Below are 13,012 nucleotides of genomic sequence, written 5' to 3'. Positions count from 1 at the left end.
GACTCCTTAGATTTCCAGCACTTTAGGCTGTTGGGCGGTGTGAGGATGCTCATCACCACCGTAGACCTTCAGCTTCTTGATCATGGCGTAGCCCAGAGGACCCTTGGGCAGCATGCCCTTAACAGCCTTTTCGAGAGCACGGCCAGGGAACTTCACTTGCATGTCGCGGAAGTTGGTGGCAGTGATGCCGCCTGGGAAGCCCGAATGACGGTAGTACACCTTGTCCGTGTTCTTGGTACCAGTGACCTTGATCTTGGAGGCGTTGATGATGACGATGTAGTCACCGGTGTCAACGTGAGGTGTGTAAATGGCTTTGTGTTTGCCGCGCAGACGGAGTGCCACTTCGCTGGCGACACGTCCGAGCACCTTATCGGTGGCGTCAATCACAAACCACTCGTGTTGCACCTCAGCGGGTTTTGCGCTGAATGTAGACATGAGTTTTCTCTTTCAATAGAGGGTTTGGCGAATCCTTTTCCGCGGTCGGTGCTTCTTCTAGACGCAACTCTCGTCACGCAGGAAGCCTCTTAGGCGGTACTCCCTCACATGCAGCGCCTGGGCACTGCACGCAAAGTCCTCGCCGCGGGATTCATAAAAATCGCTGCGAAGCTCTCCATTATAAAAGTTTTTCGGTAAGACGTAAAGTGCTTCCTTACATCCCACCAATGGGCTCGGTTCCGGCATTTTTTCCATGTTTTTGGGGCCTGTAGCAGCTGCTGCATGCCCCTTTGGCGCCGTAGCGTGGCGCATATCGCTACCATTGGCGCCCTATGTTCAGTTACCGCCACGCCTTCCATGCCGGCAATCACGCCGATGTGCTCAAGCACACCATCCTGATTGCCTCCCTGCAATACATGACGCAAAAAGAGGCGGCATTGGTTGCACTGGACACCCATGCCGGGGCGGGCCTGTACCGCCTGGACGGCGACTACGCCACCACCAGCGCCGAGGCCGACGAGGGCATTCGCCGCCTTGAAGGTGCCAAGGACCTGTGCCCGATGCTGCAGGACTATGTGGACATGGTCAAAGCCTTCAACACCAGCAACACCTACAAGGTCTACCCGGGCTCGCCCTTTATCGCGCAGCGGCTGCTGGGCGACCGCGACAAGCTCAAGCTGTTCGAGCTGCACCCCACCGACTGCCGTTCGCTGAGCGGCAATATCGCGCAGCTGAAGGCCGGCCGCCAGGTCCAGGTGCTGCTGGAAGACGGTTTTGAGGGCGTGAAGAAATTCCTGCCCCCGCCATCGCGCCGCGCCTTTTTGCTGTGCGACCCCAGCTACGAGATGAAGACCGACTACGGCCGTGTGCTCGACATGGTGGCCGACAGCATGCAGCGCTTTCCCACCGGCACCTATGCGGTCTGGTACCCGATCATTCCGCGCCAGGAAGCCCATGACCTTCCGCGCCGCCTCAAGACCCTGGCCAACAAGTTTGGCAAGAGCTGGCTCAATGCCGAGCTGACCGTCAAGAACAGCAAGATCACCACCGCCATGCGCCAGGGCGAAGAAAAGCGCCCCGGTCTGCCCGCCAGCGGCATGTTCCTGATCAACCCGCCCTTCACCTTGAAGGACCAGCTCAAGGTGGCCCTGCCCCAGATGGCCGAGCTGCTGCAGCAGGACAGCAATGCCGGCTATGTGCTGGAGAGCGGCGGCAAGTAAGCAGCGCAGGCGGGAAACACACCACCGGCCGGGTCAACCCCGGACAGAAAAACGCAGGCCATCGCCAAAGATGGGCCTACGTTTTTGCTTTTGTGTGCTGCGGTTTTACTTTTTGCGCCGTGCTGTGGGCGCAGCCTTGGCAGGCTTGGCCCGGGCCTTGGTGGCGGGGACCACGGCCCGCACGCGGCCAGGGTGTACCGCGGCCTTGGCGTTCTGGTGACTGCGGGGCGCCGCATCACCGGCCAGTGCCCCGCTGCCGCGCCGCCCGGCCAGCACAAATGAGGGGCAGTCGTCGTCATCGTCGTCCAGGGTCCAGAGCTCCACCGGCTTGATACCCAGGCCCAGCATGCCCAGCTCCTGGGCGGCGCCCTGGCTCAGGTCGATGATGCGGTCGCCCGCATAGGGACCCCGGTCATTGATGCGCACCACCACCGCCTTGCCGGTGACCATGCTGCGCACACAGACCTGGGTGCCAAAAGGCAGGGTTTTGTGGGCTGCCGTCAGGCCTTCCTTGTCAAAGCGCTCGCCATTGGCCGTCTTGCGGCCGTGGAACTGGCCGCCATACCAGGAGGCCATGCCTTGCTGGTCGGCCGAGCGGTAAGGGTCTTGCTTGAGGGCGGGAGGAATATCGGGCACATCCCAGGGCCGCGAGAGCCCATCGATGCTGCTGAGCGGCGCCGACGGCGGCAGCACCAGGCCCAGGCCTCGGCGCTCACCGGACAGCGCGGCCAGCTCCTCAGGCGCGGTGGAGGTGATGGCCGACTCGGCGGCCGAGCGCTCGGGTGCTGTGAATGCGGCTTCGGGATGCACAGGGCCTTGCGCTGTGCTCTGCGCCACGCCATCGGGCGCCGCGCCATCGGGCGCCGCGCCATCGCTGTCGCTGGGCACATGCACGCAGCCACCGGCGAGCGCAGCCAGGCTGACAGCGGCCAGCCAGCCTCGGCATCGCGATCGTGTGGATGAGGGCAACAGCAACTCCTGGTCTTTCCGCGTTCGGCACATTCGGGGCCACCGCGCTGCACGACCACAGCGCTGTTGGCTACAGCCCCAGCCGGTCGCAGATCGCCAGTGTGGCTGCGCTTTGGTTCATGGTGTAGAAGTGCAGACCGACGGCACCACGGCGGCGCAGGTCCTCGCACATCTGGGTCACCACATCCAGGCCAAAGGCACGGATGCTGGCAACATCATCTCCATAGCCTTGCAGTCGCAGACGAATCCAGCGCGGGATCTCGGCGCCGCAGGCATCCGAAAAGCGCATCAGTTGCGTCGATCCGGTGATCGGCATAATACCCGGGATGACCGGCAGGTCTACCCCGCGTTTTTGTAAATCTTCTTGAAATCTGCAAAAGGCATCGGCGTTGAAGAAGTACTGCGTAATGGCCGAATCGGCACCGGCTTTCACCTTGGCCAGAAAGGCCTGCAGATCGGCCTCGGGGTTGCGCGCCTGCGGGTGCATCTCCGGATAGGCGGCCACTTCGATGTGGAAATCCTGGCCGAATTCGTCGCGGATAAACGTCACCAGATCGCTGGCGTAGTGGAACTCGCCGCCCAGGCCATAGCCGCTGGGCAGGTCGCCACGCAAGGCCACCAGGCGCTTGACGCCCATGTCCTTGAGCTGCTGCAGCTGCGCACGAACGGTCTGCTTGGTCGCGCCCACGCAGGAGAAGTGCGATGCCGCATCCACCCCCTCGTCGAGGATGGCCTTGACCACGCCAAAGGTGCCCTCTTGCGTGGAGCCGCCCGCCCCATAGGTCACCGAGCAGAACTGGGGCTTGCGCGCATACAGCGCCTGGCGCACCACGCGCAGCTTCTCAGCGCCCTCGGGCGTCTTGGGCGGGAAAAATTCAAAACTGATGGGAAAGGTCATGGCCGTCTTCCAGGTCGTCAATACTCAGCGCTCGTTGCGTTTTTTCTGCTTGCTGCGTGCCGGGCCGGGCTGGCCAAAGCTGGCCGCTTCCGGGTCCACATACAGCTCCTGCAGATCGCGCTTGGCTCGCATATCGGCCCGCGATGGGCGCTTGGCAGCGGCCTTCTTCGCTGGCGCGGCAGGCGCGGCAGGGGCCTCATCGCTGGCATCGGCTGCCGCAGACGCAGGCAGCTTCACCACGGCGCCTTGCTGGGCATGCACAAAGAACTCGTGGTTGCCGTCACCGCCATCGATGGCCGAATCCATCCATTGCTTGACCTCCAGGCCCAGCTCGGCGAGGCAGGCGCGGATGCGCTGCTCCACCTCGGCGTACAAGGCCTTGTCGCGCACAATGCCGCCCTTGCCGATCTGGCCGGGCTGCAGCTCGAACTGGGGCTTGACCAGCATCAGCAGCTGGCCGCCGGGCTTGAGCACGCTCACCACCGCTGGCAGCACCAGGGTCAGCGAGATAAAGGACAGATCGCCAGTGACAAAGTCAAACTCGGGGCGGATATCGACGTTCTCGGTGCCGGCGCGGCGGCGGCGCTCGACCGGAGCCGTGCCTTCTGCCTTGGCGCGCTGCTTGGCATTGCGCTCGGCCTTGAAGTCCTCGATCTCCTGCTCTTTGGCGTCCTGGCTGTCGTCGTATTCCTCATCGACCTGGCCGCCATTGCGCATCCAGGCATAAGGGGCCACCGGCTGGGTGTCGTTGTCCTCTTCTTCGAGCACGATCTCGGTCAAGGCCAGATCGCAGGCCGCCTGCAAGGACTCAGGCGTCAGCGCGCGGGCATTGAAGCCCTCGACACAGACCACGCGCGCATCGGCGCGCAGGCGCTCGTGCAGTTGCCCCGTGCCGACATCGACACCGATCACCTGCTGGGCGCCGGCCTGCAGCAGGCAGTCGGTAAAGCCCCCGGTGCTCTGGCCCACGTCCAGGCAGCGCAGGTCCCGGACCACCAGGCCCGTCGCGGCCAACGCGCCTTCGAGCTTCAAGCCGCCGCGCGAGATGTACTTGGCTTCCGAGTCATCGAGCAGCTCCACATCGGCGCCTGCTGGAATCTCGTCCCCGTTCTTGGCCACCTTGATCCAGGGGGCCAGCGAGGTGGTGCGCCATTGCACACCCGCAGCAATCAGGCGCTGCGCCTGCGAGCGGGTCGACGCCAGGCCCGTTTCCACCAAAAACACATCTGCGCGCATGCGCGTTCCTTCAATCAAAACGACCGGCTGGCCCGCCCAAGCGGAGCAGCCCGTCTTCACAACAAATGCCCAACAGGGCTGCAGCGCCTAGCGGCACACAAGGGTGTCACCAGGCGCTGGGATTACCGCTCCATTTAATAACGGTAGGTTTCAGGCTTGTACGGGCCTTCCTTCTTCACGCCGATGTAGTCCGCTTGCACCTGGGTCAGCTCGGTCAGCTGGGCGCCCACCTTCTTCAGGTGCAGGCGTGCAACCTTCTCGTCCAGCACCTTGGGCAGCACATAGACCTTGCCCACTTCGTAGGCGTCGGGGCGGGTGAACAGCTCGATCTGCGCCAGCGTCTGGTTGGCAAAGGAGTTGGACATCACAAAGCTGGGGTGGCCGGTGGCGCAACCCAGGTTCACCAGTCGGCCCTTGGCCAGCAGGATGATCTTCTTCCCATCGGGGAAGGTGATGTGGTCGACCTGCGGCTTGATCTCCTCCCACTCGTACTTCTCGATCGATGCGACATCGATTTCGTTGTCGAAGTGACCGATGTTGCAGACGATGGCCTCGTCCTTCATCGCGACCATGTGCTCGTGGCGGATGATGTCCTTGTTGCCGGTGGTGGTCACGAAGATGTCGCACTTGTCAGCGGCGTACTCCATGGTCACAACCTTGTAGCCTTCCATCGCCGCTTGCAGGGCGTTGATCGGGTCGATTTCGGTCACCCAGACTTGCGCGCGCAGCGCAGTCAGCGCCTGGGCGCAGCCCTTGCCCACGTCACCGTAGCCAGCCACCACAGCCACCTTGCCGGCGATCATCACATCGGTGGCGCGCTTGATGCCGTCCACCAGCGATTCGCGGCAGCCGTAGAGGTTGTCGAACTTGGACTTGGTCACCGAGTCGTTGACGTTGATCGCGCGGAACAGCAGCGAGCCGTTGGCCGACATTTCGTTCAGGCGGTGCACGCCGGTGGTGGTCTCTTCGGTCACGCCCATGATCTGGGCCGACTTGCGGCTGTACCAGGTGGCATCCACCGCCAGCTTGGCCTTGATCGCGGCAAACACGATCTTCTCTTCTTCGCTGCCAGGGTTGGCCAGCACGGAGATGTCCTTCTCGGCCTTCTTGCCCAGGTGCATCAGCATGGTGGCATCGCCGCCGTCGTCCAGGATCATGTTCGGGCCTTCGCCTTCGGTGTCCTTGGCGCCGAATTCAAAGATCGCATGGGTGTAGTCCCAGTAGTCCTTGAGCGACTCGCCCTTGATCGCGTACACGGGCACGCCGGTCTCGGCGATGGCGGCTGCTGCGTGGTCCTGGGTCGAGAAGATGTTGCACGATGCCCAGCGCACTTGGGCGCCCAGCGCAGTCAGCGTCTCGATCAGCACGGCGGTCTGGATGGTCATGTGCAGCGAGCCGGTGATGCGCGCGCCCTTCAAGGGCTGGGCAGCGGCGAACTCTTCACGCACGGCCATCAGGCCAGGCATTTCGGTTTCGGCGATCTTGATTTCCTTGCGGCCCCAAGCGGCCAGGGAAATATCGGTAATCGCGGAGTCAGCGGGATTGAAGCGAACAGCAGCGTTCATGGTTTTCTCCAAAAATTGAATGAAAAACCACGTTCCGCGGAAGAAGGGAAGGACCATCTCACCGCACAGAAAGCGTGGGTGAGCGTCGTTGCGAGATGAAATCCGAGCCTCACGCCCCATGGTGGTCTGGCGCCTGGCCAGACTGGGAAACGCTGCAACGCTCCTCGGATGGAGTGCGATTATAAGGGCATCAGCCCTGTAACCCCACCAGGCGGTAGCCCACTTGAAGCTCGGTAAGCAGATGGCGGGGCTGGGCCGGCTCGGCCTCGATCTTCTGGCGCAGGTTGGCCATGTGCACGCGCAGGTAGTGCGGCCGGTCCAGGTACTCCGGCCCCCAGACCTGCAGCAACAGCTGGCGATGCGTCAGCACCCGGCCCTGGCCGGCGATCAGCGCTGCCAGCAGCCGGAACTCGATCGGCGTCAGGTGCACGGCAGCGCCCGCCTGGCGCACCTCGTGCGTGGCCAGGTCCACCTCCACATCGCCAAAGTGCACCGTGCTGCCGGGCTGCTCGCCGCCACTGCGCTGGCTGCGGCGCAGCATCACGCGCAGGCGCGCCAGCAGCTCGGGCACGCCAAAGGGTTTGCTCAGGTAGTCGTCCGCGCCCGCATCGAGCGCCGCCACTTTCTCGTCCTCCTGGTCGCGGGCCGAGAGCACCAGCACCGGCAGGCCGCTCCAGCCGCGCAGCTCGGTGATCAGCGTCTTGCCATCGGCATCGGGCAGTCCCAGGTCCAGCACCAGCGCATCGGGCTGGCGGCTGGCCGCCTCGATCAGGCCGCGCCTTGCGCTGTCGGCCTCAAAGACCTGCCAGCCTTCGTCCTCCATGGCCAGACGCACAAAGCGGCGGATATGCGGATCATCGTCCACCAAGAGGATGCGGGGGGCAGCAAGCGTCATGCGCCCGATTGTGACAAAAAACCGGGGTGGTTTGCGCCTGCTGCCCGGCGGCAACCGGGCACTTCGCTACACTTCAGCACCCCGGCATTGCGACTGCGCTGCCGCCTGCTCCATGTTTGCCACCCCACCCTCTCCCCTTCCACAGACCCAAGGCTGGTGCCCTGGCGCCTGGCAGCCCATGGCTTCTGGCGATGGGCTGGTGGTGCGGGTGCGCCCACCGCTGGGCAGGTTGTCGGCCGCGCAGGCGCTGCGCTTGGCCGAGCTGGCCAGCGAGCATGGCGCCGGCCTGCTGGAGCTGACCAGCCGCGCCAATATCCAGCTGCGCGGTGTCGCCCCCAATCAGCACGGCGCCCTGCTCGATGCGTTGGCCGCCCAAGGCCTGCTGGACCCTAATGCGCGCCAGGAGCAGCTGCGCAACCTGGTCATCGACCCGCTGTGCCAGCCCGCTGACGGCGTGCTCGCGCTGGCCGAGGCCTTGCAGCAGGCACTGCTGGCCGATACCGCGCTGGAGGGCCTGCCCGCCAAGTTTGGCGTCTCACTGGCCAGCGGCCGCCATGGCGGCTTGGCCGAGGTCGCGGCCGATGTGCAGTTGGTTCGCGATGGTGCCCAAGGCTGGCTGCTGCAGGTACCTGGCCAAGCGATCGCCTGGCAGGCAGACAGCCCCACGACTGCCGTGCAAGCCGCCCTGGCGCTGGCCCGCTGGTGCGCAGCGCAGGCACGCGCGCGGCGTGCGGCCGGCGAACACCCCGGCCGCCTACCCCAGCTGCTGCGCCAGGCGCAAGCCAAGCCAGGCGCGCAGCCACCACTGGCGCTGCCCGCTGGCCTGCATGAAGCGCCCCCATACCTCCCCGCTGCGAGCCAGCCAAAACCGGGCTGGCAGTGCGGTCTTGGCCTGTTGGTGGCCGCGCCGCTGGGCCGGGTCGCTGCCAGTGCGCTAGCGCGCCTGGCACGCAGCGGCATCACAGGCCTGCGGCTGACACCCTGGCGCATGCTGCTGGTCGAAGGTCTTGCGCCCCAGGGCATGCCAGGGGCGGGCTTGAACGAGCACGACCACTGGATCTGCGATGCGCAAGATGCGCGGCTGCGCGTCTCGGCCTGCAGCGGCGCGCCTGGTTGCCGCCAAGCCTTGGCCCCCACGCAGGATCTGGCGCTGGCGCTGGCCCCCCATGTGCCCGAGGGCGCCCACCTGCATGTCTCGGGCTGCAGCAAAGGCTGCGCACGCCAGCTGCCCGCCAGCGTCACTTTGGTGGCCCAAGCGGGCAGCGAAGGCCCCCTGTTTGGGCGTGCCCGCCATGCCACGGCCCAGGCCGTCCCCGATTCCCGCTGGAGCGAGCGCAGTCTGCGCGACAATCCCGGGCTGTTGTTTGAAGAAATGTAATGGTTCATACCTACGAAACCAATGGCGCCGAGATCTACCGGCAGTCCTTCGCCACCATTCGCCGCGAGGCCGATCTGCAGCGCTTCACCCCCGGTGAGGAGCGCGTGGCGGTGCGCATGATCCATGCCGCCGGCATGGTGGAGCTGGCCGCGCATGTGCAGTTCTCCGCTGGCGCGGTCGCAGCAGGCCAGCGCGCGCTGGAGGCCGGCGCGCCCGTGCTCTGCGATGTGCGCATGGTCAGCGAAGGCATTACCCGCTCGCGCCTGCCGGCTGGCAACCCGGTGATCTGCACCTTGCACGAGCCCGCTGTGGCCGAGCTGGCGCAGCAAATGAACAATACCCGCAGCGCTGCGGCGCTGGAGCTGTGGCGCCCGCACCTGGCCGGCGCCGTGGTGGCGATTGGCAATGCGCCGACCGCCCTCTTTCACCTGCTCAACATGCTGCAGGACCCGAGCTGCCCCCGCCCTGCGGCCATCATTGGCTTTCCGGTCGGTTTTATCGGCGCGGCCGAGTCCAAAGAGGCGCTGATGCAGGACCTGCCAGTGCCGGCGATGATCGTACGCGGGCGCCTGGGCGGCTCGGCGATGACCGTGGCCGCCGTCAACGCCATGGCCAGCCATGTTGAATAAGACCAGCGTCGCCGCACCGGGCATCATCTGCGTGGGCCTGGGCCCGGGCGACCCCGAACTGATGAGCATCAAGGCCGACCGCCTGGTGCGCGGCGCCCGCCATGTGGCCTTTTTCCGCAAGAAAGGCCGGCCCGGCAAGGCGCGCCAGCTGGTCGAGGGCATGCTCAGCGTCCAGGCCGCCGAGTACCCGATGGAGTACCCGGTGACCACCGAAATCCCGGTGGACAGCCCCGCCTATGTGCAGCAGCTCGCCCAGTTCTACGACGACTGGTGCCTGCGCCTGGCCGCGCTGGCCCGGCAGGAACAGGTCATCGTGCTCTGCGAAGGCGACCCCTTTCTCTACGGCTCCTTCATGCACCTCTACACGCGGCTGCGTGCGCGTGGCGATGTAGACCTGCAGGTGGTGCCTGGCATCCCCGGCATGGTGGGCTGCTGGCATGCCACCGGTGAGCCCATCACCTGGGGCGACGATGTGCTGAGCGTGATGACCGGCACCCTGTCTGAAGACGAGCTGGTGCGCCGCATGGACACGGCCGATGCGCTGGTGGTGATGAAGGTGGGCCGCAACCTGCCGCGCATCCGCCGCGCGCTCGCGCGCGCCGGCCGGGCCGACGCCGCCTGGCTGGTGCAAAACGGCACCACCGACCAGCAGCAGGTGGCGCGTCTCAGCGACGTGGGCGACGAAGTCTGCCCCTACTTTGCGATCGTGCTGGTGCACGGCCAGGGCCGCCGCCCGGAGGCCGCATGGTAAGCAGCGGCCAGCTGACCATTGCCGGCCTGGGCCCCGGCGACCTGGACCAGATCACGCCTGCGGTGCTGCAGGCCTTGCTGGCGGCCGACGCGGTTGTGGGCTACTTCCCCTATGTGGCGCGTGCGCAGGCCTTGCTGGCGCGCAGCGCACCGGCTGGCAGCCGCGAGCCGCAGTGGCTCGCCTCGGACAACCGGGTCGAGCTCGACCGCGCTAAACAGGCGCTGGACCTGGCCGCCCAAGGCAGGCAGGTCGTCGTGGTCTCGTCTGGTGACCCGGGCGTGTTCGCCATGGCATCGGCCGTGTTTGAAGCCATCGAAAGCGCCGAGGGACCGCAGGCACAGGACTGGCTGGCGCTGGACGTGCAGGTCTTGCCCGGCGTTACCGCGATGCTGGCCGCCGCCGCCCGCGCAGGCGCGCCGCTGGGCCATGATTTTTGCTGCATCAATCTGTCGGACAACCTCAAGCCCTGGCCGGTGATTGCCCGCCGGGTGGAACTGGCGGCCGAAGCCGATTTTGCGATGGCCTTTTACAACCCGCGCTCGCACAGCAGGCCGCAAGGATTTATCCGCCTGCTGGAGCTGCTGCGCGCGCATTGCGAGCCCGAGCGCCTGCTGATTTTTGCCCGCGCCGTCTCCACGTCCGAGGAATCGCTGCAGGTTTGCAGCCTGGCCGATGCCCAGCCCGAGATGGCCGACATGCGCACCGTCGTGCTGGTGGGCAATAGCCTCACCCGCCGCGTGGGGCGCTACACCTATACGCCACGCTACTACGGCGCAGTGGCTGGCAAGGCGCCATGACGGAGCCAATGCATGACCGCCGCCACGCTGTCGGTACGCGGCCGCAGCGGCAGTGCCGGGCGCTGCACCATCAGGACCGGCAGACCCAGCGCACGGGCGGCATCGATCTTGCCGCGCGTGGCGGCGCCACCGGCATTCTTGGCCACCAGCCAGGTGATGTGGTGCTGCTGCAGCAGGGCCAGGTCGTCCTGCATGCCAAAAGGCCCCCGGCCCAGCACCACCATGTGCCGGGGCAGCGGCAAGCTGCCGGGCAGGGGCGCATCGACCAGGCGCAGCAGGTAATGGTGCTGCGGGTAGGCGGCAAAGGCATCGAGCTGTTTGCGCCCCACGGCCAGAAACACCCGGCTGGGCGCCTGGGGCAGCGCGCTGGCGGCATCGGCCATGCTGGCGACCTCGGTCCAGCTATCGCCGGGCTGCGCCTGCCAGGGCGCACGCTCCAGCGCCAGCAAGGGCGTGCCGGTAGCTTCGCAGGCCGCGCAGGCATGGCGGCTCATCTGCGCGGCAAAGGGATGGGTGGCATCCAGCACATGGCTGATGCCCTGGGCGCGGATAAAGGCGGCCAGGCCTTCGGGCCCGCCAAAGCCGCCGCTGCGCGTGGGCAGCGGCTGGGCCAGTGGTTGCTGGGTGACGCCGGCATACGAGAAGCAGGCGCGCACCCCCGCCTGGTGCAGGGCCTGGGCCAACTCGCTGGCGCCGCTGGTGCCGCCCAGCAGGAGAACATGCGTCATGGCTGATCCGTGGTTGACATTGATAGGGTTGAACGAGGATGGATTGTCAGGCCTGAGCGCTGCGGCCAAAGACGCATTGGACCAGGCCGAGCTGGTATTTGGCGGCCCCCGCCATCTGCAGCTGGCTGCCATCAATGCGCGCGGCCGCCCCTGGCCCCAGCCTTTTGATGTGGCCCCGGTGCTGGCCGCGCGCGGCCGGCGGGTGGTGGTGCTCGCCTCGGGCGACCCCTTCTGGCATGGCGTGGGCGGCAGCCTGGCGGCGCACCTGCAGCCTGAGGAATGGCGCTGCCATGCCCAGCCTTCGACTTTTTCGCTGGTCGCCGCCCGGCTGGGCTGGCGGCTGGAAGCCTGCGACTGCCTGGGCCTGCATGCCAGCCCGATTGCGCAGTTGCTGCCCCGCCTGGCGCCTGGCCGCCAGCTGATCACCCTGCTGCGCGATGGCGCGGCCGTCGTGCAGCTGGCCGATTGGCTCAGCCAGGAAGGCTGGGGCCAGAGCCCCTTGTGGGTGATGGAAGCGGTGGGCGGCCCGCGCGAGCGCTGCCGCATGCTGCGCGCCGATGAGGCCGCCGCTGCGCTGCAGGCCGAGCCGGCGCAGGCGCCCGTGACCGTCGCCTTGATCGCCCAAGGTGGCCCCGCCCTTCCAGCGGTGCCCGGCAGGCCCGACAACTGGTATGCCCACGATGGCCAGATCACCAAGGCGCCTGCGCGTGCGCTGACCCTGGCCACGCTGGCCCCCCGGCCGGGCGAGCGGCTGTGGGACATCGGCGGCGGCTCGGGCTCGGTCGCCGTCGAATGGTGCCTGGCCGGCGGCCTGGCCACCAGCATTGAGCAGCATGCTGCGCGCGTGGCCAATATCCGCAGCAATGCCGCGCGCTTTGGTCTGCAGGCCCGCATGCAGGTGGTGCACGGCCTGGCGCCGGAAGCTTTGCAGGACCTGCCCGCACCCCAGGCCATCTTTGTTGGCGGCGGTTTTGATGCGGCCCTGTTTGCCGCGCTGCGCGCCCACATGCCGGCGGGCTGCCGCCTGGTGGTGAATGCGGTGACCCTGGAAACCCAGGCGCTCTTGGTGCAGCTGCATGGCGAGCTGGGCGGCCAGCTGCTGCAGCTGGAGCTGTCCAGCGCGGCAGCGCTGGGCCGCATGCGCAGCTGGAAGGCCGCACGCCCGCTGGTGCAATGGAGCTGGCAGGCATGACGCAAGCAGCGCCCCACCGCTGTGTGGTGTTGGGGCTGGGCTTGCGCGCGCAGGCCCAGGCGGCCGACCTGCAGGCGCTGTGGCTGCGGGCCCGGCAGGACCAGCCCGCGCTGGCCGAGTTTTGCGCGGTAGCCGTGCTGCAAGGCAAGGAGCAGCGGCCGGCGCTGCAGCAGTGGGCCGCGCAGCTGCCGTTTGCGGTGGCGATGGTGGCGGTGGCGCAAGAGGCCCTGCCCGCGCAGCCGGTGGTCACGCAGTCGCCGCGCCTCTTGGCGCGTTACGGCACCGGCAGCGTGGCCGAGGCCGTGGCCCTGTCTGCGGC

Annotated in this window: 14 protein-coding genes and 1 riboswitch; of the genes, 7 read left to right on the top strand and 7 right to left on the bottom strand. The window is 66.7% G+C overall.

Annotation, left to right across the window (positions count from 1 at the left end; all coding sequences use genetic code 11):
- Nucleotides 1–6 precede the first annotated feature (6 nt).
- Nucleotides 7–435 (bottom strand): 50S ribosomal protein L13, encoded by a 429-nt coding sequence (gene rplM, locus WH303_RS04395; protein WP_021026901.1) that lies wholly within the window; start codon nt 433–435, stop codon nt 7–9.
- Between the two features lie 332 nt (nt 436–767).
- Here rplM and WH303_RS04390 point away from each other — a divergent pair, with 332 nt between their 5' ends.
- The gene (locus tag WH303_RS04390) at nt 768–1,655 is read left to right on the top strand and encodes a 23S rRNA (adenine(2030)-N(6))-methyltransferase RlmJ (protein ID WP_021026902.1); all 888 of its coding nucleotides are present in this window, start codon (nt 768–770) and stop codon (nt 1,653–1,655) included.
- 105 nt (nt 1,656–1,760) lie between these two features.
- Here WH303_RS04390 and WH303_RS04385 read toward each other — a convergent pair whose 3' ends face one another.
- From WH303_RS04385 to WH303_RS04365, 5 genes are all read right to left on the bottom strand, one after another.
- The gene (locus tag WH303_RS04385) at nt 1,761–2,624 is read right to left on the bottom strand and encodes a septal ring lytic transglycosylase RlpA family protein (protein ID WP_339517159.1); all 864 of its coding nucleotides are present in this window, start codon (nt 2,622–2,624) and stop codon (nt 1,761–1,763) included.
- A gap of 70 nt (nt 2,625–2,694) precedes the next feature.
- On the bottom strand, nt 2,695–3,522 hold the full coding sequence (gene metF / locus WH303_RS04380; protein WP_312989418.1) for a methylenetetrahydrofolate reductase [NAD(P)H]: 828 nt from the start codon (nt 3,520–3,522) through the stop codon (nt 2,695–2,697).
- A 24-nt stretch (nt 3,523–3,546) separates the two neighbouring features.
- Nucleotides 3,547–4,758 carry a TlyA family RNA methyltransferase gene (locus tag WH303_RS04375; RefSeq protein ID WP_339517158.1) on the bottom strand — a complete coding sequence of 404 codons (1,212 nt, stop codon included), beginning with the start codon at nt 4,756–4,758 and terminating at the stop codon, nt 3,547–3,549.
- A 134-nt stretch (nt 4,759–4,892) separates the two neighbouring features.
- Nucleotides 4,893–6,323 (bottom strand): adenosylhomocysteinase, encoded by a 1,431-nt coding sequence (gene ahcY / locus WH303_RS04370; RefSeq protein WP_339517157.1) that lies wholly within the window; start codon nt 6,321–6,323, stop codon nt 4,893–4,895.
- A gap of 73 nt (nt 6,324–6,396) precedes the next feature.
- A riboswitch (S-adenosyl-L-homocysteine riboswitch) is annotated at nt 6,397–6,495 on the bottom strand.
- 18 nt (nt 6,496–6,513) lie between these two features.
- Complete coding sequence (locus tag WH303_RS04365; RefSeq protein WP_182344951.1) at nt 6,514–7,218, bottom strand: response regulator; 705 nt, start codon at nt 7,216–7,218, stop codon at nt 6,514–6,516.
- Between the two features lie 112 nt (nt 7,219–7,330).
- Between WH303_RS04365 and cobG the strand changes: the two genes are divergently transcribed.
- Genes cobG through cobJ form a run of 4 tightly spaced genes read left to right on the top strand, consistent with a single transcriptional unit; the run spans nt 7,331 to nt 10,773 of the window.
- Nucleotides 7,331–8,596, top strand: a complete 1,266-nt coding sequence (gene cobG, locus WH303_RS04360; RefSeq protein WP_339517156.1) for a precorrin-3B synthase — start codon at nt 7,331–7,333, stop codon at nt 8,594–8,596.
- Nucleotides 8,596–9,225, top strand: a complete 630-nt coding sequence (locus tag WH303_RS04355; RefSeq protein WP_116927860.1) for a precorrin-8X methylmutase — start codon at nt 8,596–8,598, stop codon at nt 9,223–9,225. Before cobG ends, WH303_RS04355 begins: the two co-directional genes overlap by 1 nt.
- Nucleotides 9,215–9,976: a precorrin-2 C(20)-methyltransferase gene (cobI, locus tag WH303_RS04350; protein ID WP_339517155.1), complete on the top strand. Its 762-nt coding sequence runs from the start codon at nt 9,215–9,217 to the stop codon at nt 9,974–9,976. The genes WH303_RS04355 and cobI overlap by 11 nt, the downstream gene beginning before the upstream one ends.
- Entirely contained in the window at nt 9,970–10,773 is an 804-nt protein-coding gene (gene cobJ, locus WH303_RS04345) for a precorrin-3B C(17)-methyltransferase (protein WP_339517154.1), read from the top strand. The genes cobI and cobJ overlap by 7 nt, the downstream gene beginning before the upstream one ends.
- Here the strand turns inward: cobJ and WH303_RS04340 are convergent.
- The gene (locus WH303_RS04340; RefSeq protein WP_339517153.1) at nt 10,743–11,501 is read right to left on the bottom strand and encodes a cobalt-precorrin-6A reductase; all 759 of its coding nucleotides are present in this window, start codon (nt 11,499–11,501) and stop codon (nt 10,743–10,745) included. The two genes, cobJ and WH303_RS04340, sit on opposite strands and share 31 nt — an antisense overlap.
- Here WH303_RS04340 and cbiE point away from each other — a divergent pair.
- Nucleotides 11,500–12,693, top strand: coding sequence for a precorrin-6y C5,15-methyltransferase (decarboxylating) subunit CbiE (cbiE, locus tag WH303_RS04335; protein ID WP_339517152.1), 1,194 nt, complete (start codon nt 11,500–11,502; stop codon nt 12,691–12,693). The genes WH303_RS04340 and cbiE overlap by 2 nt on opposite strands.
- Nucleotides 12,690–13,012 (top strand): cobalamin biosynthesis protein (locus WH303_RS04330; protein ID WP_339517151.1); only part of this gene is annotated, 323 nt, incomplete at its 3' end. The genes cbiE and WH303_RS04330, both read left to right, overlap by 4 nt.

The organism is Comamonas sp. MYb69 (genome assembly GCF_037479315.1).
GTDB lineage: Bacteria > Pseudomonadota > Gammaproteobacteria > Burkholderiales > Burkholderiaceae_C > Comamonas.
The sequence above is the reverse complement of the archived record's forward strand: the minus strand, read 5'-3'. Positions and strand labels throughout refer to the sequence as shown.

What these genes read in the sequence shown, in the direction of transcription:
- rplM (WP_021026901.1), bottom strand. Translation starts at nt 435, where the DNA reads ATGTCTACATTCAGCGCAAAACCCGCTGAGGTGCAACACGAGTGGTTT.
- WH303_RS04390 (WP_021026902.1), top strand. Translation starts at nt 768, where the DNA reads ATGTTCAGTTACCGCCACGCCTTCCATGCCGGCAATCACGCCGATGTG.
- metF (WP_312989418.1), bottom strand. Translation starts at nt 3,522, where the DNA reads ATGACCTTTCCCATCAGTTTTGAATTTTTCCCGCCCAAGACGCCCGAG.
- WH303_RS04375 (WP_339517158.1), bottom strand. Translation starts at nt 4,758, where the DNA reads ATGCGCGCAGATGTGTTTTTGGTGGAAACGGGCCTGGCGTCGACCCGC.
- ahcY (WP_339517157.1), bottom strand. Translation starts at nt 6,323, where the DNA reads ATGAACGCTGCTGTTCGCTTCAATCCCGCTGACTCCGCGATTACCGAT.
- WH303_RS04365 (WP_182344951.1), bottom strand. Translation starts at nt 7,218, where the DNA reads ATGACGCTTGCTGCCCCCCGCATCCTCTTGGTGGACGATGATCCGCAT.
- cobG (WP_339517156.1), top strand. Translation starts at nt 7,331, where the DNA reads ATGTTTGCCACCCCACCCTCTCCCCTTCCACAGACCCAAGGCTGGTGC.
- WH303_RS04355 (WP_116927860.1), top strand. Translation starts at nt 8,596, where the DNA reads ATGGTTCATACCTACGAAACCAATGGCGCCGAGATCTACCGGCAGTCC.
- cobI (WP_339517155.1), top strand. Translation starts at nt 9,215, where the DNA reads ATGTTGAATAAGACCAGCGTCGCCGCACCGGGCATCATCTGCGTGGGC.
- cobJ (WP_339517154.1), top strand. Translation starts at nt 9,970, where the DNA reads ATGGTAAGCAGCGGCCAGCTGACCATTGCCGGCCTGGGCCCCGGCGAC.
- cbiE (WP_339517152.1), top strand. Translation starts at nt 11,500, where the DNA reads ATGGCTGATCCGTGGTTGACATTGATAGGGTTGAACGAGGATGGATTG.
- WH303_RS04340 (WP_339517153.1), bottom strand. Translation starts at nt 11,501, where the DNA reads ATGACGCATGTTCTCCTGCTGGGCGGCACCAGCGGCGCCAGCGAGTTG.